Here is a 24,242-nt window from a genome sequence, read left to right as displayed (position 1 = left end):
GATGGTACTGCATCCGGGAGGATGTGGGAGAGTAGGACGCCGCCGGACAACCATTAACCAGGAGCCCTGGACCACACGGTCCAGGGCTCCTGCGTTTAACCACCCCACCCCCACCAGGGGGGAGGACCGGGCCCGCGGAACGATGGGAGGATGGAGGTCATGTCCGACAGCCTCTTCCTGGATCCGTTCGCCCAGCCCCCGTCGGACGGCACCGCCCGTGCCGCGGCCCCTGACGCGAAGCAGGTGCCGGACGAGGCGCCCGCCTCCCTCGCGGCGGAGGTCCCCCTGGCGGCGGACCGGGCCGTCGAGGCGTTCCTGGAGTACGTCCACCTCTGGTGGCCGGTTGCACTGCGCGCGTGCGGTGAGGACGGCCACCTGGGCTTTGAGGAGGGAACACTCCTCGAGGAGGGACTGGACGGGTCCCGACACCGGTGGGCGGACGTCGTCGGGACCGAGGGCGCCTCGCTGTCCCTGCGCTGGTTCGGCGCCCCCGGAGGCCAGGCCGCCAGCACGGGCCTGGACGTCACCCTCGAGTTCACCATCGCGTCCGCGACGCAGACGCTCGTGACCGTCCGGGGGAGCGGGGTGCCCTCGTTCCGGCGGGACTGGCATCCGGTGCTGGACGGCTACGCGCGCTTCGCCGGCGGCACGGTCCGCCCCGTCACGGCGTGAGGCCGGCAGGCGCCGCAGTCCGGCGCTTCGTCGGGGTGGACCTGGCCGCGGCCCCGGAGCGCACCGGGCTGGCCGTCCTGGTCCAGGACGAGGGGCGGGGAACCCTGACGGTGGAACGTGCCGCGCTCGGTGCTGACGACGACGAGGTGCTCGAGGCCATCGGTGCCGGTGACCGGTCCGGCGTGGACGTCCCCTTCGGCTGGCCCGAGTCATTCGTCCGGCTCATCACCGACCACAGCGGGGGCCGGTTGCACCCCGTGGCGGACACCGGCCCGGACTGGCGGCGGGGACTGGCCCTGCGCGCCACGGACGCCGCGGTGCGGGAACTGACCGGGCTGACCCCGCTCAGCGTCTCGACGGACCGCATCGCCTATCCCGCGCTGCGGTGGGCCAACCTGGCGGCCCGCCTGCGGGCCGCGGGGCACGCCGTGGGGCCCGACGGCGACGGGCTGGCCTGCGAGGTCTACCCCGCGGCCGCGCTGCGCACCTGGGGGCTGCCGTACCGGGCCTACAAGAAGGACGACCACCGCCCGGCGCGGGCGGCCCTGATCGGTGCGCTGGAGCAGCTCGTCCCGTGGCTCGACCTCACCGGTTACCGCGAGGCCTGCCTGGCGCACGACGACGTCCTGGACGCCGTGCTGGCCGCCCTGGTGGCCCGCGAGGTGCACCTGGGCAGGACCCACGGGCCGCCGGCGGCACTGCGCGCTCGGGCCCGGCGCGAGGGGTGGATTCACGTGCCCCTCGGACCGCCCACTCCGCTCCCGCGTCCGGGCGCGGCGTCGCGGCCCGGGAACACGGTGCCGTCTACAGGCCGTGTTCCCTGAACATCCTCAGGTCGCCGTCCTCGAACTTCTGCTCCAGGACCCGGCCGTTGGCGCGCATGGCCTCCAGGTCGTGCTGCAGGACGGAGGTGCGACTGCCGGCCACCTCGGTCCCCAGCAGCTTCAGCTGGGCGATCCACTCGGGAGCGGCCTGCGGCTTGGCGGAGTCGGGCAGGCGCAGGAACACCTCGAGGGTGTTCGGCAGGTACTGGTAGACGATCGACTCCAGGGCCATCCGCTGTTCCGGGGCCCGCCGGACGTCCTGCCAGCGGTCGATCATCTCCCGCAGCGACAGCACGATCACGCCCAGTTCCCGGTCGGCCTCCGGGGGGATCCGCCCCCGGTTGGCGCGCACGGACTGCTGGAACTCGGCCAGCCGCTCGGCCATCTCGGCACCGGTGGCGCCGTGCACGGGAATGCCGGAGGCGTAGGTCCTGCGCGTCGACGGGGTCAGGAGGTACCCCGCTCCGTACCCGAGGAGTCCCGCGATGACGGCGGCCAGCGGCGACGGGGAGAGGAGCATGACGACGATGAACACGGCCAGGAACGCGGCCAGGCCGACCAGGTTCGGCCGGGACACCAGGAACGCGCCGAGCCCACCGGTCGTGTCGTCACTGGTGGCCACGGCTCTCCTCGAGGTCTCGCGCGGTGCACGTCGGGGCCGGTTCCCGTGCCGCCGAGGGCGCTGCGGTCGCCGGAGCTGACCCCCAGTCTATGACCCGGGTCCCGGGCCGCGGTGAAGCGTCCCGGATCACTCCGCCTACCATGGGTCCATGCCACAGACGGATCCCCGCACCCCCGTTCGCACCGCCCACGGCCCGGGGGGAGAGGACCTGCGCCGCCTGCTGGCCGAGGCCTTCGCCCCGGAGCTGCTCGACCTCAGCGAGGAGGGCCGGCAGGCCTGCGCCACCGACCGTGGACCCCGCACGGACTGGACGCCGGCCGTGCCGGAGGCGGTGGTCTACGCCGAGTCCACCGACCACGTGCAGCGGCTGATGCGGCTGGCCTCCGGACACGGATTCCCCGTCATCCCCCGCGGGGCGGGCACCGCACTGTCCGGTGGCGGGCACGCCCTGCCCGGTTGCGTGGTGCTGTCCCTGGAGCGCATGGACCGCATCCTGTCGATCGATCCGGAGGACTGCTCGGCCACCGTGGAACCGGGCGTCATCAACTCCCGCCTGGGGGACGCCGTCGCGCCCCACGGGCTGATGTACGCCCCCGACCCGGCGAGCTACCGGATCTCGACGATCGGCGGCAACGTGGCCACCAACGCCGGCGGGTTGCGCTGCGCGAAGTACGGGGTGACCCGGGACTCGGTGCTGGCGCTCGACGTCGTGCTCGCGGACGGCACGCTCATCCGGACCGGTACCGCGACGCTCAAGGGCGTGGCCGGTTACGACCTCACCGCGCTGTTCACCGGATCCGAGGGCACGCTGGGCGTCATCACCGGGATCACGGTACGGCTGCGCCCGTCCCCGGCGCGCGTGGAGACCGCCGCGGCCTGGTTCCCGGACTTCCCGACGGCGGCCGCGGGCGTCCTGGCGATCGGCGCGGCCCGTGTGCAGCCGGCGATCCTGGAGATCATGGACCGCGGGACCATGGAGGCCCTCGACGGGGCCCACGGCTCGACCCTGTGCGCGCGGGGGTCGGCCATGCTGCTGGTGCAGACCGACGGGTACGGGGCGCTCGAGGAGATGTCCGTCATCCGGGCCGAGCTCGAGGCCCTGGGCGGGACCATGACCCCGGTGGGTGACGCCGAGGCGACCGGCCTGGTGGACCTGCGCCGGCACGCCCGCGGGGACGACGTGCCCACCCTGATCGCCGTCGGGGAGGACGTGGCGGTGCCGCGTTCGCGCCTGGTGGACTACGTGCACGGGCTGGAACGGATGGCCGTGGACCACGCGGTGAGCCTGAAGGTCGTGGCGCACGCGGGGGACGGCAACCTGCACCCCTCGTTCTGGATCGCCGCGGACGATGAGGGGACCGCCCAGGCCCGGCTGGACGCTGCCCTGGACGAGTCCGTGCGGCTGGCCCTGGACATGGGCGGGACCATCACCGGCGAGCACGGGATCGGTTCCTACAAGCTGCGCTGGCTCCAGTGGGAACAGTCCGGCGCCGTCGTGGAGATCCAGCGGGGCATCAAGGACCTCCTGGACCCGCACGGGGTCCTGAACCCGGGGCGCGCGATCCTCTGACGACCCCGAATGACCCCGGGAACCACCGGCGCGGGGGTCTCCCACGGCACGTTTTGGCGTTTCGGGGTCACGAGGTCTAGGATGGACCACTGTGGTTCCCCGCCGGTCACGGTGCGGAACCACTCTCCACGGGGTGTGGCGCAGCTTGGTAGCGCGCGTCGTTCGGGACGACGAGGCCGCAGGTTCAAATCCTGTCACCCCGACCACTGAAGGGCCCGATCCATCCGGATCGGGCCCTTCGTCGTCCCCGGCGCGTCGCGGCCGGGCGGATCAGCGGTGGTCCAGCGCCTGCAGGTGCTCCGGGGTCGTGGGCACCACGTGCTCCTGGTACTCCGGGTGCTTCGCCACCCAGCCCTTCACGTAGGGGCAGACCGCCACGATCTCAAAGCCCTCGGCGATGGATGCGTCCAGCGCCCGGCGGACCAGTGTCGAGGCCAGGCCGTGACCGCCGAACTCCTCCTTGACCTCGGTGTGCGGGAAGATCCGCTGCCTGACGCCGGCGGCGGTCTCGAGGTCCTTGATGTAGGTCGTGCCGGCCGGCTCGCCGGAGTCGTCGACGTGGATCTCGAAGCGCGGCGTGCGGCCCAGCACGACGCGGGGATCCTCCAGGGTGGGGGACCGGTGGGTGTCCTGCTCGGTCATGGTCGTTCCTCTCGGTTCACGGGGTCTGGTCGCGGCGGTCGTCACCGGGACGGTGGGTTGGCGCGCGGCTTCATCCGGCTGGTCGGCAGCGGTGGAGCCGGGATGGGCGCGGGCTGCCCGGGCGGGAAGTCGCCGAACTGCGGGAAGGGCCGGCCGTCGTCGTAGGCGTCGTCGAGCAGCCGGGCCAGGCGTTCACCGGACACCGGGGCGCCCAGGGCCGCGCCGCCGTCGGGCTGGGCGGCCCGGGTACCGGAGCCCGCCAGCGGTGAACCGGGCGCGGGGGCCTCGAAGCCCATCTCGGACTGGTAGGCCGCGCGCCAGGCGACGATCTCCTCGTGGGAACGCCCCACGAAGTTCCACCACATGACGATCTGCTCGTTCAGCGGTTCCCCGCCGATCAGCAGGGCGGTGACCGGCTGCGCGCCGGCGGTGATGGTGATCCGGTCCCGGCCGGTGCCCACGTAGCCGAGGTGGTCCTCGGGGATCGGCACCCCGTCCAGGGACACGTCCCCGGTGACCCGCAGCAGTCCGTGCTCGTGCCCGGCCGGCACGGTCACCTGCAGCACCGCACCCGGCTGGAGCCGCAGTTCGACCCCCGTCAGGGGGATGTGGGTCCGCACCGGCGAGGTGTGGCCGAGCAGGGAGCCGAGGAACACCCGGGCCGTGTATCCGTCCCCGGTGACGGGCTCGGGCCGGTGGGACTCCAGCGAGGGCGGGGTGAACCGGGCGTGGTCCGGGAAGGCGTACCAGAGCTGGGCGCCGTGCAGCACGGCGGTGTCCGCGCTGGAGAACTCCGAGTGGGTGATGCCGGTCCCGGCGTTCATCAGGTTCACCTCGCCGGGACGCACCGTGGCCCAGTTGCCGGCCGAGTCGATGTGGTCCACCTGGCCGGTGAACAGCCAGGACACGGTGGCCAGCCCGGTGTGCGGGTGCCGGGGCACCGCCATGCCCCCGGTGGCGGAGACGTCGTCCGGACCGTAGAAGTCCAGGAAGCACCAGGCGCCGATCAGCGAGCGGGCCCGCTGGGGCAGGGTGCGCTTGACCGTCATGGCCCGCGGTCCGCCCAGCGGCACCCTGCGGGGCTCCAGCAGCTCGACCGGTCCCGACCGGCCCTCCAGGGCGCTGACGCCGTCGGACAGACCCTCGGTGAACCGGGGGCGGGCACCGTCCCGGGCCGGGGCGGTCGGCGGACCGCTCTCGCAGATCCGTTCCTCGGGGTGGGTCTCGGTGTTGCTCACGGGATTCCTCCGTGGTCTCGGTGGGGGATGGGCGGGACGGCGGTGCACACGGTCGGACGGTTCACAGCCCGGGTGCCTCCGCGGTGCGCCGCACGGGGTGGTGGGACAGGATGGAGATGCGGTTGGTGACGTTCATGGTGATCGCCAGCCACTGCACCGCGGAGTACTGCTCATCCGTCAGGTAGGAGTGGGAGAGCAGCTGGGTGGCGTCCCGGTCCTCCATGCCCGGCAGCGTGGTGACCATCTCGGCCAGGTCCAGGGCGGCCTTCTCCTGGTCGGTGTAGATGTCGGCGTCGCGCCAGGCGGCCACCAGCCCGCGGCGCTGGTCGTCCAGTCCGGCCTCGATCGCCTTGCGCGTGTGCACGTGCAGGCAGTAGGCGCAGCCGTTGATCTGGGACACCCGCAGGCTCACCAGTTCCACGAGCTGGTCGTTCAGTCCGGCGGCGTGCGCGGCGTTCTTGGCCGCCAGGGACAGGGCGCCCACGGCCTTCCAGGAGGCCTTGTCGGACTTGTCGAGGTAGAAGGCCAGCGGATCCTGGCGGCCGGCGCGTTCTGCAGAGGTCATATAAATTTGAACCAATCTGTGCTCGTGGACATTCCCGGTCAGAACCGCGACGACGACCCGGCCCCGGAGAAGCTCCCGCCGGAGGCCCCGTACCCCGTGCTCGCGGAGGACTGCGCGGCCTGCTCCCGGGCGTGGGTGACCTGGTCCACCCCCGTGCGGTAGCCGTGGTGGAAGGCGGCCGCCGTCCAGAACCAGCCCGGCTGGTGCACGGTGTCCAGGATGGACCCCGGGCGTTTGGAGGAGCGCTCGCGTTCGGCCTCCAGGGCCTGCGCCATCAGCGTCCGCTCGGCGTCCGAGGCCGCCGCGGCATCGATGCCGGACGTCGCCGCGTCCTGGAGCAGGTCCGTGAGCCGGGACCGCAGGGCGGCCAGCGCGTCCAGGGCGTCGTCGGGGGCGACGGTGCCCTCGGCCAGGGACGCACCGAGTCGCTGGAGCTCCTGCTCCGCCTCCACGCGGAAGGACCGCAGCGGCGCCGTGGCGGCCGGGGTCAGCCCATCGCGGTTATCGGGGCCGTCGGTACCGTCGAGCCGGTCGATCTCGGCCAGGTCCTCGCGCAGTGGCGCGGTCTGCCGGTCCCACGCGCCCGGCCAGCCGTGCTGCAGGTTCAGGAACGTGTTGGAGTCCACCACGGTGTCGTCCAGGGCGTCGAGCGCCTCCGCGGTCCGGGTGAACTCCTCGACCGCATCGCGGTGCTCCCGGCGGTGCAGGCGCCGGTCCTCGATCCCGGCCAGCCGGTCGTTCTCGGCGGCGGCGCGGACGTAGCGATCGTGGAAGGTGCGGTACCGCTCCAGCACCATGGCGCCGTAACGGGAACCGGTGGGCACGGTCCGGGCGTTGAGCTCGGTGGCCTGCAGGTCCATGCTCACCGAGGCGAACGCCTCCCGGCCGCGGCCGAGCAGCTCGCGGGTCGTCCTCCGCCGGGACCGGCGCACGGCCGCGGCGGTGATCGCGGCGCCCCCGCCGGCGGCCACGGCCGCCGCGCCGGAGATCCACAGGGCCGGTGACCGGTACCAGGGCCGGTTCATCACCGCCGCCGCGGAGCGTACCCCCTGCACGGCCGCGTCCGTCCACTGCGCGTCCGCGAGCAGGTCCTTGGTATCCTCCTGGATGTCCTCCTGGACGCTCGTGCTGACCTTCCGGTCCTCGCCGAAGTAGGTCCCGACGTGCCGTCCGTCCGGGTCGACGGCGAACAGGAACAGCCCGTCCGCCCACTTCTGCCCGTCCGGGGAGATCCACTCCGGATGGTTCTGGCGGGCGTAGGCGAGGACCCGCTCGTTGAAGTCCGAGTCCGCCGTGCCGCGTTCGGTGAGGACCACCACGGTGGTCGGCTCGTGGAAGGAGACCCCCTCGACCCCGGCCCGCAGGGTGGGCTCGTGGATGACACCGGCCTCGTCGGCCAGGATCAGTTCCTGCACCGGGACGGCGTGCACCGGTGCGGCCGTGACGAGAAGCGCTGCCGGGGCCGCGGCGACCAGCCCGAGGGCCAGGAGGAGGGGGCCGAGGAAGGGGACGACGGCGATCGGCCGCCGTGCGGCACGCGGGTTCGTCATGGCCTCACGGTACCGCGCCTCCCGGGGGCGCCGGCAGGGGCCCGACGGGGCTGCGCTCAGGCGTCAGCCACGCCCAGCGCCCGCCGGAGCCCGTCCGCGGACAACGGCTGGTTGAAGACCCTGCCGTCCGGCTCCAGGAGCCTGCCGGCCGCCAGGCGGGGCAGTTCCACGGGATCGAAGCCCAGCCGCCGGGTGAGGTCGGCGACCTGCCGGACGGCGCCGGCGTCGTCCCCGGCGACCCCCAGGCCGCGCCGTTCCGTGGCGGCGCCCCGGCCCGCGGTGTCCAGGTCCCAGTGGCTGATGTGGTTCAGGGCCTTGACCACGGCCGCACCCGGGAACCGGCGGGCCACCGCCTCCGAACTGGACAGGCCCCGGCCCAGGGCGTCCTCGAACCACTCGGGAAGCGGCTCGTCCGCCCAGCGGTTCGTGGCGTCCACCAGGACGGTGCCGCGCACCCAGTCCGGGTCCACGGCGTCCAGGTCCTCCTGCGGGACCATGAGCACCACGAGCGGCCGGGCCCCGGGATCCCCGGAGTCCCGGGAGGTGCCGGCGGGGTCACCGGCGATCTCCGCCGCCGGGACGGCCGTGGCGTGCGGGGCGTACTGCGCCAGGTGTAACCGCAGGGCCCGCGGCGGCCTGCTCGCGGCGATCCGCACCGGGATGCCGGCCGAGTGGGCGCCCCGGGCCAGCGCGGTGCCGGCCCGTCCGGCACCGAGGACACCCAGGCTCACCGGCCGGGCAGGAGGGCCCGGCGGCGGGGTCTCAGGGGGCGTCAGGGGGATCACGGCGTGGGTCCCGGCCGGTGCTCAGGCCGCCGGGGTGACGAGGATGCCGTCCTCGTCCGCCCACAGCCGCGCCCCGGGGGTGAAGGCCGCCCCGCCGAACTCCACGGTCACGTCCACCTCGCCGGCACCGTCCTTGGCGGACGTGCGCGGGTTCGTCCCCAGGGCCTTGACCCCCAGCTCCAGGGTGCGCACCACGGCCCGGTCGCGGATGGCGCCGTTGATGACGACGCCGGCCCAGCCGTTGCGCACGGCGGCGCCGGCGATCAGGTCACCCATCAGGGCGGACTCCAGGGAGCCGGCCCCGTCCACCACCAGCACGGCGCCGTTCCCCGGGGAGTTCAGCAGCTGCTTGACCAGCCCGTTGTCCCGGTGGCACCGGATGGTGCGCACGGTCCCGGAGAACCGGGCCCGCCCGCCCAGGTCGCGGAACTGCAGGGAGCACGACTGCAGGGTCCTGTCCGCGTCGAACAGGTCGCACGTGGTGAAGGCGGTGCCGTCGGCCTGCATCAGCGGATCTCGTTCCGCTGGAGGCCCAGGCCCTCGATCTCGGTCTCCAGCACGTCACCGGCCTTCAGCCACGGCCGCCGGCCCTCGGCGTCCTTGCGGGCCAGGGCCACGCCGGCCGGGGTGCCGGTGAGGATGAGGTCCCCGGGCAGCAGGGTGACGATGTCCGAGAGGTAGGACACGAGCTTGCGGGCGTCGAAGACCAGGTCCCCGGTGGAGTCGTCCTGCATGACCTCCCCGTTGACCCGGGTGGTGATCCGCGCTCCCTCGGTGAACTCCTCCGGGGTCACGAGCCAGGGCCCGACCGGGCTCATCTCCTCCCAGGCCTTGCCCTGGGTCCACTCGGTGGTCCGTCCCTGGTAACCGCGCAGGGAGACGTCGTTGGCCACGGCGTATCCGGCGATGTGCTGCTCGGCCTCCGCCTCCGGGATCCGCCGGCCGGGCTCGCCGATGACGACGCACAGCTCACCCTCCCAGTCGAGGCGGTGGTCCTCCGCCGGGACCTCGATCGGATCGGAGGCGCCGGTCAGGGACTGGGCGAACTTCGTGAAGATCGCGGGGTACTCGGGGAGCTCCTGGCCGGTCTCCAGGATGTGGTTGCGGTAGTTCAGCCCGATGCAGAACACCTTCGTGGGGAACGGGATGAGCGTGGCCGGCTCCAGCTGGGTGGCGTCCAGGACCCGGGTGGGATCCTCCTCGGCCGCCGCCAGGGCGGCCTCCACGAGCTCGGTGCGGGTCGGCTCCGGCTGGTACAGGAAGTCCCCGACGTCGATGATGCCCTCCAGCTCGACGGCCGCGGTGGCGCGGGAACCGTCGGTCCGGGTGATGATGGCGGCGAAGGTGGCTCCGGGGGTGTCCGGTTCGGATCCGGGCAGTCGGTACGTGGCGAGCTTCATGGGGGATATCCCATCACACCACCGGCCCGGACGGGACCCGCGGTAGGTTACTGTGGTCCATGTCACCCGCCGGTAACCTGCGTGGGTTACCCTCCTCGCGGCGGAGAAGGGGAAGATCTCCGCCCATCACTCCACCGACGAAGGGCGGCCCCGTGTCCCGTCATGCCCCTGCCCGCGGCAAGAACCGCCGGCGCATCCTCGCGACAGCCCTCAGCCTGGGACTGCTGCTTCCGGGAGTGGCCCTGGCCGCCCCGGCGGCGGCCGACTCCGAGATCCTCAACCCCCTGGACCAGGCGGACCAGTTCGACGAGACCCTGCCGGTGCTCGACGAGTCCGTCCTGCAGTCCCTCCAGGGCCTGGACCCGGTGGACCCGTCCGCCGGGCGCACCGGGCACTCCGCCAGGAACGCGGCGCCGGCCGCCACCACCCACCTCGGGCCCTGCGCGCAGGACTTCACCGACGCGCCGCCGTCGGGCTCGTTCTACCGGGCGATCACGTGGATGGCCTGCGGCGGGCTCACCGCCGGTTATCAGGACGGTTCCTTCGGCAAGGCACGGGAGATCACCCGCGGTGAGACCGCCATGTTCCTCTACCGGATGTCCGGTGAGGCCCACTCGGCCGGGACGGCCCGCGACTTCTCGGACGTGAACCCGGGCGGCACCGGCTTCACCGCCATCTCCTGGATGAAGGAGAAGGGCTACTCGGCCGGGCGGGCGGACGGATCGTTCGGCATCACGGCTCCCATCACCCGCGGGGAACTGGCCCAGTTCATGGTCAACTTCGCCGAGGACACCGGCTACCGGGCGCCGGGGTCGTCCCCGTACGCGGACATGAAGCCCGCGTCGTCGTTCTACCGGGCCGCCAGCTGGCTGGCGTCCACTCGGGTGGTCGCCGGTTACGGCGACGGGACCTTCCAGCCCCGCCGGGACATCAGCCGCGGCGAGACCGCCCAGTTCCTCTACGCCCTCGAGAGCCACCTGAACGGCACCCCCGCGCCGCCGGCCACCGCCCCGAAACCGGCCCCGAAGCCGGCGCCGAAGCCGCAGCCCGCCCCCGCGCCGGAGATCCCGCTGGCCTACCGCTACGTGGTCATCGCCGACGACGGGCTCAACGTGCGCAAGGGCACGGGGACCCAGCACGCGAAGGTCACCTCGCTGCTGCGCAACGCCAAGGTCGTCATCACCGGTCGCAGCCAGGCGGCCGGCGGGGCCACCTGGCGGGAGATCACCGTCGGCACGCACCGCGGCTGGGTGCACGGCGGGTACATCATCAAGGACTTCGAGATGGGCAACGCCAAGTCCGCACTGGCCCGGACCGGTGCACTGCGCAAGCCCACCACCCGGAACGGCGTCACCGTGCTGAACACGACGTGGGAGGCCCAGCCCAACGGGTACTGGTGCGGGCCGGCGTCGATCAAGATCGCCCTGGAGGCCTTCGGCATCAAGACCACCCAGGCCGCCATGGCCACGCAGGCCCAGACCGACCGCGAGGGCACCTGGCTGCACCAGGTCGCCCGCGTGATGGACTACAACGCCCCGACCGGCGTGCGCTACTCCGTGACCACCATCCGTGGCCAGGACTCGACCCGGGAGGACCGGATCCGGATCCGCGAGGACCTCAAGCGCTCCATCAAGGCCGGCGTCCCGGCGGCGGTCAACATCGCGGCCACCCCGGACGAGCAGCCGCCGTTGCAGCTGCAGAAGACCGGCGGGAAGTTCACGCTGCGGCACCACATGCCCGTGGTGGGCTACAACGAGAACAACGACACCGTGCTGGTGCAGGACCCCTGGACCAAGCCCTTCTGGATCAGCGTGTACCGGCTGGCCGACATGGCCGGCACGCGCGGCTACGTCTCGCTGAAGTAGGCGGGCGCACATGACCAGGACGATTCTCGGCTGCATGGGCTGGGGCGGTGGCTGGGCCCCCGAGCCACCGGCCCCCCAGGCGTGGCGCGACGCGCAGGACGCGGCCCGCCGCGCGCTCCGTGCCGCCCTCGACGCCGGCCTCTCCACCCTGGACACCGCGGACATCTACGCCCATGGCAGGTCCGAGGAGACGCTCGGCCGGGTGCTGGCCGCCGATCCGGGACTCCGGCGGGGGCTGCGCATCCAGACCAAGTGCGGGATCCGGCTCGGCGGTTCGCCGCTGTACGGCCAGGCCCGCGGTGCGGGGACCACCCGCTACGACTCCTCGGCCGCCCACCTGCGCACGGCGGTGGCCGGCTCCCTGGAGCGGCTCCGGACGGACCACGTCGAGACCCTGATCATCCACCGCCCCGACGTGCTGACCGACCCGGCCGAGACCGTCGGTGCGTTCCTGGAGCTGAAGGCCGCCGGCTCCGTGGGCCGCCTGGGCGTCTCCAACATGGGCCTGGCCTGGGTCCGGCGTTTCGACGACGCCCTGCGCGAGGCCAGCGGCGGCACCGAGACCCTGGCCTGCGTCCAGCTCGAACTGGGCCTGCACGCCCGCACGCTGATCGAGACCGTGGTGCTGGCCAACCACCAGGACGCCCATGCCTCCGGGGACATGGAGGGCATCGTCGGGTTCTGCACCGCGCGCGGCATCGACCTGCAGGCCTGGGGGCCCCTCGGCCGGGGCCGGTACACCCGGCCCGACCCCGAACCGGCCGACGCCCCGGCCGCCGCGGAGGTCACCCGGGTGGCCGGGGAACTCGGCGTCCCGGCCGACGTCGTGGTCCTGGCCTGGCTGCTGCGCCTGCCGTGGGGCATCCGCCCGGTCGTGGGCACCACCCGGCCCGAGCGCATCGCCGCCAGCGCCACCGCCGAGGAGGCCGCCGCCCGCATGGACGCCGACCAGTGGTACCGGATCTGGACCGCCGCCCGGGGAGAACCCCTGCCATGACGCCCGGACCGCCCGTCCTGTCCCCACTGACTGCCCTGTCCACACTGACTGCCCTGTCCGCCCTGGCGTCCCTGTCCGTCCCGGCGCTGCCGCTGACCGCATCGGCGTCCGCTGCCGTCGACTACCGGGCCGTCGACTTCCAGTCCCCGGTCGCCACCCTGTGGGTGGCGGGCGTGCTCGTGCTGGTCGGACTCGCGGTGCTCGGCCACGCGGTGTGGCGGCGGCGCCGGCACGTCGCGTACGCGCGGCGCACCGGCCGCAACACGGATCCGGCACACCTTCGCGACACCCGGGTGGAGCAGGTGGTCTCCTACCTCTGCCTGGCGGTGGCCGGGGTGCTGGCCGGCCTCGCCGCGCTGGGTGCCTGGCAGACGCACCAGAACGTGCGCGGCAACCTCGCGGCGAAGTACGGGGTGACGGCCGTGGACAACGCGCGCTGGAGCGGTGCCTTCCTGGTGGCGGACCTGACCCTGGCCGACGGCACCGTGCGCCGGGCCGCGACGGTCTACTTCGAGGCCGACGGGGAACCGCTCACCGGTGAGGACGTCTTCTCGCAGACCCCCGGGGCCTGAGCGACCCGCGCAGCACGAGCACTCCGGGCGGGGGACAATGGAAGGCATGTACGCACCGATCGACCTGCAGACCCCCCTCGTCGCCCAGTGGATCGGCATCCTCATGGCGGTGGCCGGCGCGGCGGTCATGGCCCACGGCCTGTGGCGGCGCAAGCGCTACCGCCTTCACCTGGACGACCAGGACGCGCGGTACGCCGGCCCCGACCGGATGCGTGACTCGATGCGGGAGATCCTGGCGGGCGCGGGCGTGCTGGTGATCGGGCTCGTGGGCATCAGCTATGCGGTGTTCGGCTCATCCCAGGCCAACGTGCGCATCGCCGACAACCTGCGCCAGAAGTACGGGGTCGAGTCCGTCCACCAGGAGAACTGGCAGGGCAACGCCCTGATCGCCGACCTCACCATGCCCGACGGCACCGTCCACCAGGACGTCGTGATCATCTTCGAGGACTCCGGTGAACCGCGCATCAGCCGGGACCTCACCGCGCCGCCGGCCAACTAGCGGGGCCGCAGCGCCCGTCACCCTGCTAGCGTGCAGACGTGACCAGTCCGCAGAGAGTCCCCGCGTCCACCTACCGCCTGCAACTGACCGGTGACTTCACCCTGGACGATGCGCGTACGGTGCTGCCGTACCTGCGGGACCTCGGCGTGGACTGGGTGTACCTGTCCCCGATGCTCGGCGCCGAGGAGGGCTCGACCCACGGCTACGACGTGGTGGACCCCACCCACGTGGATGATGCCCGCGGGGGAGAGGCCGGGCTGCGCGAGCTCGCCGAGGCGGTCCACGAGGCGGGCGGCGGGATCCTGGCGGACATCGTCCCCAACCACGTGGGCGTGGCCACCCCGAAGGACAACGCCTGGTGGTGGGACGTGCTCAAGCACGGCCGGGCCTCGAAGTACGCGATGGCCTTCGACATCGACTGGGCCGCCGGCGACAGCCGGATCTGGCTGCCCGTGCTGGGTGACGGCACGGAGGAGGACCCGGAGGCCGAGCTGTCGAGGTTGCGGATCGTGGACGGGGAACTGCACTACTACGACAACGTCTATCCGCTGGCCCCGGGCACCGAGGAGGCGGCGCGCGCCGCCGTCGCGGCCGGCACGGACGGTCCCGACGGCGGCGGCGCTCCCGCGGACCGTCCCGAGGAGGAGCGCGTGGCCCGGGCGGCCCACGCGCTGCAGAACTACCGCCTGATGCCCTGGCGGGAGGCCGACGAGCGGCTGAACTACCGCCGCTTCTTCGCGGTCAACTCGCTGGCAGGGGTCCGGGTCGAGATCCCGCGCGTGTTCTCCGAGACGCACCGGGAGATCCTGTCCTGGGTCCGGGACGGGCTCGTGGACGGGCTGCGCGTGGACCACCCGGACGGACTGGCCGACCCGGGCGGTTACTTCGAGAACCTGCGCCAGGCCACGGGTGGGATCTACCTGCTGGGGGAGAAGATCCTCGAGCCCGGCGAGCGGATGCCCGCGGCGTGGGCCGTGGACGGCACCACCGGTTACGACGCCCTCGGCGAGGTGGACCGCGTCCTCGTCGACCCGGCCGGGGCCCCCGAGCTGGACGCGGTGGCCGCCCGGCTCGGGGACTGGGCGGACCCGGACGCGGAGGTGGTGTGGGCGGAGATGATCCACGGCACCAAGAGGGCGGTGGCGGATGGCATGCTGCGCTCCGAGGTGGAGCGGCTGGCCCGGCTGGTGCCCGGCGTCATCCCCGGGGAGCAGGCCGACGGCGAGGAGCACGGTGAGCACCGGGTCCAGGACGCCCTGGCCGAGCTGCTGGCCTGCTTCCCCGTCTACCGCTCCTACCTGCCCACCGGCCGCGAGCACCTGGACGACGCCGCGGCCGAGGCCCGGCGCCGCCGTCCCGAGCTCGCCGACGTGCTCGAGGCCCTCATGCCGTTGCTGGCGGATCCCGACCACCCGGTGGCCGAGCGCTTCCAGCAGACCTCCGGCATGGTCATGGCCAAGGGCGTGGAGGACACGGCGTTCTACCGGTACACCCGGCTGGCCTCGCTCAACGAGGTCGGCGGGGACCCGTCGGCGTTCGCCCTGGACCTGGACGCCTTCCACGCCGCCCAGGCCGACCGGCAGGCCCGGATGCCCCGCACCATGACCACCCTGTCCACGCACGACACCAAGCGCAGCGAGGACGTGCGCGCCCGGATCGACGTGCTCTCCGAGATCCCCCGGGAGTGGACGGCCGCCCTGGAACGGTTCCGGCAGATGGCCCCGCTCGGGGACGGCCCGTTCGAGAAGCTGCTGTGGGAGACGGTCGTGGGCGCCTGGCCGGTGGACGGCACGGCCCTGGAGACCCAGCGGCTGGCCGACTACGCGCTCAAGGCGGCGCGCGAGGCGGCCACGCGCACCACCTGGACCGAGCCGGACGAGCGGTTCGAGGCCCTCCTGGCAGACCTCGCCGAACGGGCCACGGGCACCGGGGAACTGCGCGAGGCCGTCCAGGCGGTCGCCGACCGGATCACCGTGGCCGGAGTCTCGAACCAGCTGGCCATGAAGCTCATCCAGCTGACCATGCCCGGGATCCCGGACGTCTACCAGGGCACCGAGGTCCCGTTCCCCACGCTCGTGGACCCGGACAACCGCCGGCCCGTGGACTTCCGCGAGCGGGCGGCGCTGCTGGCCCGGCTCGACGGCGGCTGGACCCCCGAGTTCCCCCGGCCCGCCGAGGACACCGGCCAGATCGACGGCGAGGCACTCGCCGAGTACGCCGCCGGGCTGAAGCTGCTGGTCACCTCACGGGCGCTGCGGGCCCGCCGGGAACACCCCGAGTGGTTCAACCGCTACCAGGACCTGGACGTCCTCGGCGAGGCCGCCGATCACGTGGTCGCGTTCTCCCGCGGGGGCTGCATCACCCTGGCCACCCGCTGGCCGCTGGGACTGGCCGACGAGGGCGGCTGGGGTGACACCGCCGTGGTGCTGCCCCGCCAGGCCGTGGTGGACCTGGTCACCGGACGCCGTTTCGGCGGGGCCTTCACGGACGGGACCACCCGACTGGCCGAGATCTTCGAACACCACCCGGTCGCCCTGCTGGTGCCGGAGGAGGGGAACACGCTGCGATGACGGAGACGAGGGACCGGGGAACGTCCCGGGAGCAGGGGCACTCAGCGCACCCACGGGACACCCGGTGGTCGGTCTGGGCACCGGAGGCCGGGACCGTCGAGCTGATGGTCACCGACCGCGAGCCGGGGGCCGTCCACGACAGCGCCGACCGGTGGGCCGGCGCCCAGGCGTTCCCGATGGAACCGGCCGGGGACGGGTGGTGGGTGCCCGGGGCCACCGCTCCCGGAGGCACCGACGTGGGCTACGGATACCGCGTGGACGGCGAGGGACCGTTCCCGGACCCGCGCTCGCGGTGCCAGCCGGACACCGTCCACGGCCCCTCCCGGCTGGTGGACGCCGAGGCCTACGACTGGCACGACGGCGACTGGACCGGACGGCCCCTGCGCGGCGCGGTCATCTACGAGCTCCACGTGGGCACCTTCACCCCCGAGGGCACCCTCGCCGCGGCCGTCGACCGGCTCGGCCACCTCGTCTCGCTCGGGGTGACGCACGTGGAACTGCTGCCCGTGAACTCCTTCGGCGGCCGGCACAACTGGGGCTACGACGGTGTCGGCTGGTACGCCGTGGACGCCTCCTACGGCGGGCCCGAGGCCTACCGGCGCTTCGTGGACGCGTGCCACGCAGCCGGTCTGGCGGTCCTGCAGGACGTCGTCTACAACCACCTGGGTCCCTCCGGGAACTACCTGCCGAAGTTCGGTCCCTACCTGACCGAGCAGTCCACCGGCTGGGGCAGCGGCCTGAACCTGGACGGCCCGGACTCGGACGAGGTCCGCCGGTACATCCTCGACAACGTGCGGATGTGGGCCGAGGAGTACCACGTGGACGGCTTCCGGCTGGACGCCGTCCACGCACTGCACGACACCCGCGCGGTCCACGTGCTCGAGGAGATGGCCGCCGAGGTCGACGCCCTGTCCGCGCGGCTGGGCCGGCCCCTGGTGCTGGTGGCCGAATCGGACCTGAACGATCCGCGGATGATCAGCCCCCGCGCACCCGGCGGCGCCGGTGGTCACGGGCTCACCGGCCAGTGGTCGGACGACTTCCACCACGCCGTGCACGTGGCGCTGACCGGGGAGACCGAGGGCTACTACGCCGACTTCGCCTCCCTGGACGCACTGGGCAAGGTCCTCAACGAGGGCTTCTTCCACGACGGCACCTACTCGTCCTTCCGCCGCCGCCACCACGGCCGCCCGCTGGGCGAGCACACCCCGGCGGAGGCCCTCGTGGTGTGCACCCAGAACCACGACCAGGTCGGCAACCGGGCCACGGGGGACCGGTTGACCGCGTCCCTGGACGAGGGGCGACTGGCCATCGGGGCGGCGCTGCTGATGGCCGGGCCCTTCACCCCCATGCTGTTCATGGGGGAGGAGTGGGCGGCGTCCACGCCCTGGCAGTTCTTCACGGCCCACCGCGAGCCGGAACTGGCCGAGGCGGTGACCCAGGGCCGGCGCAGGGAGTTCGAGCGCATGGCCTGGGACCACGACGCCGTCCCGGACCCGCAGGCGGAGCAGACCTTCCGGGACTCCACGCTGCGCTGGGAGGAGGCCGGCACCGGCCGGCACGCCCGGCTGCTGGAGCTGTACCGCCGGCTGGCCGCCCTGCGCGCCGAACTGCCCGAACTGACCGACCCCGACCGCGCCACCACGCACGCCACCGTCGACGCCGGCCGGCGCCACCTGCGGCTGGACCGTGGCCTGCGGAAGGGGGCGGCCGACGTCGGGACCGGGGTGGGTGTCTCCCTCCAGGCCGGCGGGCACGGCGCGGGATCCGTGGTGCTCCTGGCCGCCTTCGGTGAGGACCCCCTGCCGGTCCCGCCCGAACTGGCCGGCCACCGGCTGCTGGCCGGGCACGGCGTCGACGGGCCGGTGCCGGCCGGCGACCAGGGTGGTCCCGCCGGCGAGGACGCACTGCCGGCGTCCGTCCCCGCACCCGGTTTCCTGCTCCTCGGGCGTCGCTGACCGGCCCTGCGGCCCGGCCGGTCCCCGGGACGGGGACGCCCGGGCCCGGGGTCACAGTCCGGGGTCACAGTCCGGGGGTCTGCGCGGACTGCGGGCTCCAGGGGCCGTCCGGACCGGCGGCCCGCGGCGGTACGGCCCGCAGCATGGTGGTGGTGGGGTGCAGGGCCACCGCGTCCTCGTCCCGCCGCGCGGGCAGCACGGTGCTGATGTAGGACTGCAGGGCCTCGGTCAGCGGCACGGACCGGTTCTGGTTCTCGGACAGGTACCACCGGTGCTCCAGCAACTGGTGCATCACCTCGGCCGGTTCGAGCTTGCCGGAGAGCTCGGGGGGGATGGACCGGGTCACGAGGTCGAACACCTCCTCGACCCAGAGGTGGGCGGCCTCCTGCTCGTCGAGCTCGGGGTGCCGGTCGGCACGGAAGTGGTCGATGTCCCGCAGCAGCCGGCGGGCCTGGTTCTCCTGCACGTCCAGCCCGGTCAGGCCCAGCAACCGCCGCTGGTGGTGGCCCGGGTCCACCACCTTGGGCTGCAGCACCAGCTCGGAACCGTCGGGGGTGGTGCGGATCGCGTACTCCTCCACGTCGAAGCCCAGGGCGTTGAGCCGGCGGATCCGGTCCTCCACCCGCCAGCGCTCCTCGGTGCGGAAGGACATGTCCCCGGTGAGCTCGTCCCAGAGTCGGCGGTAGGCGTTGATGATCAGCTCGGAGGTCGTCACCGGATCCACGTCCGGGTCCAGCATGCCCCCGCTCGCCAGGTCCATCAGCTCCCCGGCGATGTTGACGCGGGCGATCTCCAGGTCGTGCTCGCGCTGCCCGCGGGACAGGGAGGGGTGCAGTTCCCCCGTCTCGGCGTCCACCAGGTAGGCGGCGAACGCACCGGCGTCGCGGCGGAACAACGTGTTGGACAGGGACACGTCCCCCCAGTAGAAGCCCACCAGGTGCAGTTCCACCAGCAACAGGGCCATCGCGTCGATCAGCCGCGTGACGGTGTCCTGGTGGAGGCTGCGGGAGAACACCGCGCGGTAGGGCAGGGAGAAGCGCAGGTGGCGGGTGACCAGCGCCGTCAGCAACGGTTCCCCGTCCGCCGTGGTGCGGCCGCTGACCACGGCCACCGGTTCCACGCACGGCAGGTTCAGCCGTTCCAGGCGCCGCAGCAACTGGTACTCCCGCCGCGCGGACTCCTCCGTGGTCTCCTTCACCGCCACCACGGCCCCGGCCAGGTGCGCGAACCGCACCACGTGCCGGGAGATGCCGCGGGGCAGGGCGGCGAGGGTCCGCACCGGCCAGTCCTCCAGGGAGACGTCCCAGGGCAGGGCCAGCAGCTCCGTGGCGCCCAACTGCGAGGACACCGAGGTCGTGATGTCCAGTCCGGTGCGTGAGGCCAAGGGACAGCTCCTTCCGTCGCGATGGTCGCGGGCGACCGGGGACCCGTGCGCAGTGGGGGACTGCCCCCGGCCCCTCAGGCGGGCACGACGCCCGTGTCCGCAGTGTCCTCCATGAGCCGACCCCCGTCCAGCCGCAGCACCCGGTCCGCCGCGGAGGCCAGGGGTCCGGGATCGGCCGTGGCCTGCAGGGTGGTGACCCGCAGGTTCCGGACCAGCGAGCGGATCAGGTCCGCGGTGTGGTCCCTCAGCTCCGGGGACACCATGGCCAGCGGGTCGTCCATGAGCAGCACCGCCGGCCGCCGGACCACGGCCCGGGCCAGCGCCACCTGCTGGCGCTGGGGCCCGGTGAGCCGGTCCGGGCCGAGGTCCAGCCGGTCCGTCAGGTCCAGCAGCCGGGCGGCCTCGGACACCCGCTCCTCGCGTTCGGCCTCGGGGACGCCGGCCACGCGCAGGGCGAAGCTCATGTTGTCCCGCACGCTCATGTGCGGGTAGAGGGCGTAGTTCTGGAACACCAGCACGGCGTCACGGCCCTGGGCCGGGACGGCGGTGACATCCACCCCGCCGATCAGCACCCGCCCGCTCGTGGGGTCCTCCTGCCCGGCCAGCACGCGCAGCAGGGTGGACTTGCCGGCGCGCGGCGGGCCCGTGATCACCACGAACTGCCCGTCCGCGGCGTGCAGGTCCAGCCCGTCCAGGGCGGGCCCCGGGGCGTCCGGGTAACGCACGGTGACGTTCTCCAGGGTCACCGACGCCATCGGGCCACCGCCTGGAGCACCGGGGCCAGCGCGGCCGGCCCGTCGATCCGGAACCGGGCCGCCGTCGGGCCGTCGCCGACCTTGATGCCGACGTCCGTGGTGGGGTCGAGGCGGGCGAAGCCGTGCTCGTCGGTGACGTCGTCCCCCGCGAACAGGACCGCCTCGGCACCGCTGGTCCGGCGCAGCAGGTCCAGGCCCTGGCCCTTGTCCGCACGCACCACGGAGACCTCGTACACGTCCTTGCCGTGGCCGGGGTAGATCCCGTCCCGGCCCGCCAGCGCCGCCTCGGCCTCCGCCACGGCCTGGCGCCTGGCCTGCTCCGTCGCGGCCAGCCGCACCTGCAGCACCCGGCCGGCCGGCTTGTGCTCCACCCAGGAGTCCGGGTAGCGCGCCGCGATCCGCTCCAGCACGGCCCCGACGTCGGCCAGCGTCCTGCGCTGCGTATCGTCCAGTTCCAGCGGGGGCGCGTCCGGTCCCAGGCGCCGCTCGGCCCCGTGGGAGCCGATCAGCAGGGTCCGGTCCGGGGGCGTGGCAACGGTGATGAGGGACTCCAGGGCGCGGCCGGAGACCAGGGCGGTGTGGACCCCGGGCAGCCCCGTCAGCGCGTCCAGGGCCGCGGCGTTCTCCGGGACCGGCCGGGCGTCCTCGGCGCGGTCCACGAGCTCGGAGACGACGCCGTCGAAGTCCAGGGCCACCAGCACGGTGTCCCGGGCGGAGAACTCACGCAGGGCGCGCTCCAGGTCAGGGTCCAGGCCGTCAGTCATCGGCCAGCCGCAACTGCTCGGCCCGTCGCGCCTGTTCGGCCTGTTCAGCGTGTTCGGCGTGCTCGTCCTCGCGGCGCTCGCGGTCGTCGTCGGTGTCCATGAAGGCGCTCTGGACGGCGTCCTCCGGCCGGGGCCGGCGCCGCTTGGTCCGTCCGCCCAGGCGGTCGAGGAAGTCCCGGGACCACTTGGCGACGTCGTTCGTGAGGACCTGCCGGTGCATGGCCCCCATCCGCCGGCGGGCGTCCTGGGGGTCCATCTGGATGGCCTCCATGATGGCGTCCTTGAGGCCGTCGATGTCGTGCGGATTGACCAGCAGGGCGTCACGGAGCTGGTCGGCGGCGCCGGCGAACTCGGACAGGACGAGGACGCCGCCCCAGTCGCCGCGCACGGCCGCGTACTCCTTGGCCACGAGGTTCATGCCGTCCCGCAGCGCGGTGACCAGCATGACGTCGGCGGCCAGGTAGAGGGCCACCATCTCCTCCACGGGGTAGGAGTGGTGCAGGTAGCGGATCGCGGTGTGGCCCATGGTGTCGAAGGTGCCGTTGACCCGGCCCACGGACAGCTCGATCTCGTCCCGCAGCTCCCGGTAGGTCTCCACGTTCTCCCGCGAGGGACTGGCGACCTGGACCAGGCACGCCTGTTCCACGGTGACCTGCGCGTCCTCCAGCAGCTCGGCGAAGGCCTTGATCCGGTGGCGGATCCCCTTCGTGTAGTCCAGCCGGTCCACGCCGAGCAGGATGGTCTGCGGATTGCCCAGTTCCTCCCGGATCTGGCGGGACCGGGCCTGGATCTCGGGATCCGCCGCCAGGGCGGTGACCGTCTGCGCGTCGATCGAGATGGGGAACGCCTCGGCAGCCACGGTGCGCGAACCGCCGTCGAGGTCCGCCACCTCGAGGGAGCCCGAGGTGAACGTCTCACCCAGGATGCGCTCCACGGAGCGCTGGAAGTTCTCCACGTCCGAGGTGCGCTGGAAGCCGATGAGGTCCGCCCCGAGCAGTCCCTCCAGCACCGGGCGACGCCAGGGCAGCTGGGCGAAGATCTCCACCGGTGCGAACGGGATGTGGTGGAAGTAGCCGATGCGCAGGTCCGGGCGCAGCCGTCGCAGCATCCGGGGGACCAACTGCAGCTGGTAGTCCTGCACCCAGACGGTCGCCCCCTCCGATGCCGTCTGCGCGGCGGCCCGCGCGAACCGGGCGTTGACCTGCTGGTAGGTGTCCCACCACTGGCGGTGGAACTCGGGGCGGGCGATCACGTCGTGGTAGATCGGCCACAGGGTGGCGTTGGAGAAGCCCGCGTAGTACTCCTCGATGTCCTGCTCCGACAGCGGCACGGGCACCAGGTGCATGCCGTCATGGTCGAAGGGGTCGGTGGCCTGGTCCGCGTCCCCGGAGTCCTGGGGGGCGCCGTTCCAGCCGACCCACGCGCCCTCCTCGCTGGCCATGATGGGAGCCAGCGCGGTCACCAGGCCGCCGGGGGACCGCTGCCAGCTGGCGTTGCCCTGCTCGTCCACCACCCGGTCGACCGCCAGCCGGTTCGAGACCACGACGAGGTCGTACTGTCCGGGGGCGGGCGGCTCCCCCTCGGTCCGGTCCACGAACGGCACGGTGCCAGTGGGTAATCCGGTGTGCTGGGTGTCGCTCACGACGGGCCTCCTCGTCCTCAACTGCGCCGCCCGCGCGGCGCAGGCGACCGGGGCGCCGGACGGACCGACGGCCCTCGTCAAGCCTAGCCTCAGCCGCGGTGCGGCCGGTGCCCGGAGCGCCCGGGGAGGGGGAACGGGCGCCGTCGCCATCCGCCACGGGTTCTCAGGAAGGGCCGGTAGGCTGACCCCCGGCCCGGACGAGGTATCAGGGGGTACCGGCCGCCGGCACCGACCCACACCGCAGCCCCACCGACAGGCAGGACGATGGCTTCCAACGACAAGCAGACCAAGGCAGAACGACAGCAGAGCGCCCGTGAGAAGGCCCGCCGGATGCAGGAGGAACAGCGGCGCCAGGAGAAGCGCCGGTCCCTCATGGTCCGCTGGGGCGTCGTCATCGGCGTCGTGGTGGTGGTCGCCGTGGTCGTGGGCGTCATCTTCATGAACTCGTCCCGTTCCATTCCCGACGCCGGCCCGGCACCCACCGTGGCCAACGAGCACGGCGGCGTGGTGCTGACCTCGACCACCGAGCTGGCACCCAGCGAGTTCGGCGGCGAGCAGGTGGACGCCACCTCCGTCGAGGTGCCGGAGACGCCCACCCCGATGGAGACCGTGCCCGGCCTCGAGGAGCGCGGGGCCGGCGACCCGGCCCAGATCATCATCTACGCCGATGCCAACTGCGTGCACTGCGCCAGCTTCGAGTCCGAGAACGGCGAGCAGCTGAACCAGTGGCTGGACGCCGGCGAGGCCACCGTGGAGTACCGGCTGCTGGACTTCCTGGACAACCCGGCCACCGGCAACTACTCCTCGCGCGCCGCCAACGCCGCCCTGTGCGTGGCCGAGGGCTCGCCGGAGAACTACAACTCCTTCGTGGCCCAGGTGTTCGCCGCCTACACCGGTGAGGGCATGAGCGACGACGACCTCAAGTCCATGGCCTCCGGCCTGGGTGCCGACGTCAACGGGTGCATCGACGGCAACACCTACCGTCCCTACGTCAAGTACAGCGGGGCGACCGCGCGGGCGGACGGCGTGACCGGCACTCCGACCGTGTTCGTCAACGGCCAGAACTGGGCCGAGTCCGCCCAGGAGGGCCAGTCCTTCGCCGACTGGGCCCAGTCCGTGATGGAGAAGAAGTCCTGACCGACTGACCGCAGGGCCCGGTGGCCGGCCGGTCGTCTCCGGCGACGGTGCGCCAGGGGCCGATCCGCTACCCTTGAAGGGCCGGTCTTCCGGCGCCGCCACGGCGCCCGGGGCCCGGCCCTTCTCGCCTCCTTAGCTCAGCTGGCCAGAGCACCTGTCTTGTAAACAGGGGGTCACCGGTTCGAATCCGGTAGGGGGCTCTGCGAACCCCGTCCTGCCGGCCCTCGTGCCGGC

The 24,242-nt window shown here is 73.1% G+C and carries 22 protein-coding genes and 2 tRNA genes; 12 read left to right on the top strand and 12 right to left on the bottom strand.

Annotated elements, in window-relative coordinates; genetic code table 11:
* Nucleotides 1–159 precede the first annotated feature (159 nt).
* Nucleotides 160–672: a hypothetical protein gene (locus Q0283_RS12945; RefSeq protein WP_183523349.1), complete on the top strand. Its 513-nt coding sequence runs from the start codon at nucleotides 160–162 to the stop codon at nucleotides 670–672.
* Nucleotides 669–1,496, top strand: coding sequence for a DUF429 domain-containing protein (locus tag Q0283_RS12940; RefSeq protein ID WP_183523351.1), 828 nt, complete (start codon nucleotides 669–671; stop codon nucleotides 1,494–1,496). The genes Q0283_RS12945 and Q0283_RS12940 overlap by 4 nt, the downstream gene beginning before the upstream one ends.
* On the opposite strand, the gene Q0283_RS12935 is transcribed toward Q0283_RS12940, so the two are convergent.
* The gene (locus Q0283_RS12935) at nucleotides 1,477–2,118 is read right to left on the bottom strand and encodes a hypothetical protein (protein ID WP_183523354.1); all 642 of its coding nucleotides are present in this window, start codon (nucleotides 2,116–2,118) and stop codon (nucleotides 1,477–1,479) included. The genes Q0283_RS12940 and Q0283_RS12935 overlap by 20 nt on opposite strands.
* 148 nt (nucleotides 2,119–2,266) lie before the next feature.
* Between Q0283_RS12935 and Q0283_RS12930 the strand changes: the two genes are divergently transcribed.
* Both Q0283_RS12930 and Q0283_RS12925 read left to right on the top strand, forming a co-directional pair.
* Nucleotides 2,267–3,688 carry an FAD-binding oxidoreductase gene (locus Q0283_RS12930; RefSeq protein ID WP_183523355.1) on the top strand — a complete coding sequence of 474 codons (1,422 nt, stop codon included), beginning with the start codon at nucleotides 2,267–2,269 and terminating at the stop codon, nucleotides 3,686–3,688.
* 129 nt (nucleotides 3,689–3,817) lie between these two features.
* Nucleotides 3,818–3,894: transfer RNA gene (locus Q0283_RS12925), tRNA-Pro, on the top strand.
* A gap of 64 nt (nucleotides 3,895–3,958) precedes the next feature.
* Here Q0283_RS12925 and Q0283_RS12920 read toward each other — a convergent pair.
* The 7 genes from Q0283_RS12920 to Q0283_RS12890 all read right to left on the bottom strand — a co-directional run bounded on the left by Q0283_RS12920 (nucleotide 3,959) and on the right by Q0283_RS12890 (nucleotide 9,868).
* Entirely contained in the window at nucleotides 3,959–4,330 is a 372-nt protein-coding gene (locus Q0283_RS12920; RefSeq protein WP_183523357.1) for a GNAT family N-acetyltransferase, read from the bottom strand.
* Between the two features lie 41 nt (nucleotides 4,331–4,371).
* Nucleotides 4,372–5,568, bottom strand: coding sequence for a pirin family protein (locus tag Q0283_RS12915; RefSeq protein ID WP_183523359.1), 1,197 nt, complete (start codon nucleotides 5,566–5,568; stop codon nucleotides 4,372–4,374).
* A gap of 61 nt (nucleotides 5,569–5,629) precedes the next feature.
* A complete protein-coding gene (locus tag Q0283_RS12910) occupies nucleotides 5,630–6,133 on the bottom strand; it encodes a carboxymuconolactone decarboxylase family protein (protein WP_183523361.1) in 504 nt (167 codons plus the stop codon).
* 38 nt (nucleotides 6,134–6,171) lie between these two features.
* Entirely contained in the window at nucleotides 6,172–7,683 is a 1,512-nt protein-coding gene (locus Q0283_RS12905) for a DUF5129 domain-containing protein (RefSeq protein WP_183523363.1), read from the bottom strand.
* A gap of 56 nt (nucleotides 7,684–7,739) precedes the next feature.
* A complete protein-coding gene (locus tag Q0283_RS12900; protein WP_183523365.1) occupies nucleotides 7,740–8,414 on the bottom strand; it encodes an NADPH-dependent F420 reductase in 675 nt (224 codons plus the stop codon).
* Nucleotides 8,415–8,489: 75 nt separating this feature from the next.
* The gene (gene rraA / locus Q0283_RS12895) at nucleotides 8,490–8,975 is read right to left on the bottom strand and encodes a ribonuclease E activity regulator RraA (RefSeq protein WP_298045029.1); all 486 of its coding nucleotides are present in this window, start codon (nucleotides 8,973–8,975) and stop codon (nucleotides 8,490–8,492) included.
* The gene (locus tag Q0283_RS12890; protein WP_183523369.1) at nucleotides 8,975–9,868 is read right to left on the bottom strand and encodes a fumarylacetoacetate hydrolase family protein; all 894 of its coding nucleotides are present in this window, start codon (nucleotides 9,866–9,868) and stop codon (nucleotides 8,975–8,977) included. Before Q0283_RS12890 ends, rraA begins: the two co-directional genes overlap by 1 nt.
* Nucleotides 9,869–10,020: 152 nt before the next feature.
* On the opposite strand from Q0283_RS12890, the gene Q0283_RS12885 reads away from it, so the two are divergent.
* The 6 genes from Q0283_RS12885 to treZ are packed head-to-tail and all read left to right on the top strand — an operon-like array spanning nucleotide 10,021 to nucleotide 18,326.
* Nucleotides 10,021–11,733 (top strand): S-layer homology domain-containing protein, encoded by a 1,713-nt coding sequence (locus tag Q0283_RS12885; protein ID WP_298045027.1) that lies wholly within the window; start codon nucleotides 10,021–10,023, stop codon nucleotides 11,731–11,733.
* 10 nt (nucleotides 11,734–11,743) lie between these two features.
* On the top strand, nucleotides 11,744–12,730 hold the full coding sequence (locus tag Q0283_RS12880; protein WP_298045025.1) for an aldo/keto reductase: 987 nt from the start codon (nucleotides 11,744–11,746) through the stop codon (nucleotides 12,728–12,730).
* The gene (locus tag Q0283_RS12875; protein ID WP_298045023.1) at nucleotides 12,727–13,302 is read left to right on the top strand and encodes a hypothetical protein; all 576 of its coding nucleotides are present in this window, start codon (nucleotides 12,727–12,729) and stop codon (nucleotides 13,300–13,302) included. The genes Q0283_RS12880 and Q0283_RS12875 overlap by 4 nt, the downstream gene beginning before the upstream one ends.
* 46 nt (nucleotides 13,303–13,348) lie before the next feature.
* Nucleotides 13,349–13,801 (top strand): hypothetical protein, encoded by a 453-nt coding sequence (locus tag Q0283_RS12870; RefSeq protein ID WP_183523377.1) that lies wholly within the window; start codon nucleotides 13,349–13,351, stop codon nucleotides 13,799–13,801.
* Nucleotides 13,802–13,839: 38 nt separating this feature from the next.
* Nucleotides 13,840–16,371, top strand: coding sequence for a malto-oligosyltrehalose synthase (gene treY / locus Q0283_RS12865; protein WP_298045020.1), 2,532 nt, complete (start codon nucleotides 13,840–13,842; stop codon nucleotides 16,369–16,371).
* The gene (gene treZ, locus Q0283_RS12860; RefSeq protein WP_183523381.1) at nucleotides 16,368–18,326 is read left to right on the top strand and encodes a malto-oligosyltrehalose trehalohydrolase; all 1,959 of its coding nucleotides are present in this window, start codon (nucleotides 16,368–16,370) and stop codon (nucleotides 18,324–18,326) included. Before treY ends, treZ begins: the two co-directional genes overlap by 4 nt.
* A gap of 64 nt (nucleotides 18,327–18,390) precedes the next feature.
* Here the strand turns inward: treZ and Q0283_RS12855 are convergent, their stop codons facing one another.
* The 4 genes from Q0283_RS12855 to Q0283_RS12840 form a co-directional block, all read right to left on the bottom strand.
* Nucleotides 18,391–19,692: a DUF4032 domain-containing protein gene (locus Q0283_RS12855; RefSeq protein ID WP_255459499.1), complete on the bottom strand. Its 1,302-nt coding sequence runs from the start codon at nucleotides 19,690–19,692 to the stop codon at nucleotides 18,391–18,393.
* Nucleotides 19,693–19,784: 92 nt separating this feature from the next.
* Nucleotides 19,785–20,465 carry an ABC transporter ATP-binding protein gene (locus Q0283_RS12850; protein WP_183523385.1) on the bottom strand — a complete coding sequence of 227 codons (681 nt, stop codon included), beginning with the start codon at nucleotides 20,463–20,465 and terminating at the stop codon, nucleotides 19,785–19,787.
* Nucleotides 20,453–21,229: a trehalose-phosphatase gene (gene otsB, locus Q0283_RS12845; protein WP_298045018.1), complete on the bottom strand. Its 777-nt coding sequence runs from the start codon at nucleotides 21,227–21,229 to the stop codon at nucleotides 20,453–20,455. Before otsB ends, Q0283_RS12850 begins: the two co-directional genes overlap by 13 nt.
* Nucleotides 21,222–22,832, bottom strand: a complete 1,611-nt coding sequence (locus Q0283_RS12840) for a trehalose-6-phosphate synthase (RefSeq protein WP_183528102.1) — start codon at nucleotides 22,830–22,832, stop codon at nucleotides 21,222–21,224. The genes otsB and Q0283_RS12840 overlap by 8 nt, the downstream gene beginning before the upstream one ends.
* A gap of 303 nt (nucleotides 22,833–23,135) precedes the next feature.
* On the opposite strand from Q0283_RS12840, the gene Q0283_RS12835 reads away from it, so the two are divergent.
* Together Q0283_RS12835 and Q0283_RS12830 are read left to right on the top strand one after the other, a co-directional pair.
* Nucleotides 23,136–24,008, top strand: coding sequence for a thioredoxin domain-containing protein (locus Q0283_RS12835; RefSeq protein WP_183523389.1), 873 nt, complete (start codon nucleotides 23,136–23,138; stop codon nucleotides 24,006–24,008).
* A 126-nt stretch (nucleotides 24,009–24,134) separates the two neighbouring features.
* Nucleotides 24,135–24,208, top strand: a tRNA-Thr gene (locus Q0283_RS12830).
* The last annotated feature ends 34 nt before the right edge of the window (nucleotides 24,209–24,242 follow it).

Source organism: uncultured Citricoccus sp., assembly GCF_937871995.1.
Classification (GTDB): domain Bacteria; phylum Actinomycetota; class Actinomycetes; order Actinomycetales; family Micrococcaceae; genus Citricoccus.
The sequence above is the reverse complement of the archived record's forward strand: the minus strand, read 5'-3'. Positions and strand labels throughout refer to the sequence as shown.

Coding starts and splice junctions, on each gene's coding strand:
- Q0283_RS12945 (WP_183523349.1), top strand. CDS start 160: ATGTCCGACAGCCTCTTCCTGGATCCGTTCGCCCAGCCCCCGTCGGAC.
- Q0283_RS12875 (WP_298045023.1), top strand. CDS start 12,727: ATGACGCCCGGACCGCCCGTCCTGTCCCCACTGACTGCCCTGTCCACA.
- Q0283_RS12910 (WP_183523361.1), bottom strand. CDS start 6,133: ATGACCTCTGCAGAACGCGCCGGCCGCCAGGATCCGCTGGCCTTCTAC.
- otsB (WP_298045018.1), bottom strand. CDS start 21,229: ATGACTGACGGCCTGGACCCTGACCTGGAGCGCGCCCTGCGTGAGTTC.
- Q0283_RS12920 (WP_183523357.1), bottom strand. CDS start 4,330: ATGACCGAGCAGGACACCCACCGGTCCCCCACCCTGGAGGATCCCCGC.
- rraA (WP_298045029.1), bottom strand. CDS start 8,975: ATGCAGGCCGACGGCACCGCCTTCACCACGTGCGACCTGTTCGACGCG.
- treZ (WP_183523381.1), top strand. CDS start 16,368: ATGACGGAGACGAGGGACCGGGGAACGTCCCGGGAGCAGGGGCACTCA.
- Q0283_RS12905 (WP_183523363.1), bottom strand. CDS start 7,683: ATGACGAACCCGCGTGCCGCACGGCGGCCGATCGCCGTCGTCCCCTTC.
- Q0283_RS12930 (WP_183523355.1), top strand. CDS start 2,267: ATGCCACAGACGGATCCCCGCACCCCCGTTCGCACCGCCCACGGCCCG.
- Q0283_RS12890 (WP_183523369.1), bottom strand. CDS start 9,868: ATGAAGCTCGCCACGTACCGACTGCCCGGATCCGAACCGGACACCCCC.
- Q0283_RS12870 (WP_183523377.1), top strand. CDS start 13,349: ATGTACGCACCGATCGACCTGCAGACCCCCCTCGTCGCCCAGTGGATC.
- Q0283_RS12880 (WP_298045025.1), top strand. CDS start 11,744: ATGACCAGGACGATTCTCGGCTGCATGGGCTGGGGCGGTGGCTGGGCC.
- Q0283_RS12835 (WP_183523389.1), top strand. CDS start 23,136: ATGGCTTCCAACGACAAGCAGACCAAGGCAGAACGACAGCAGAGCGCC.
- Q0283_RS12850 (WP_183523385.1), bottom strand. CDS start 20,465: ATGGCGTCGGTGACCCTGGAGAACGTCACCGTGCGTTACCCGGACGCC.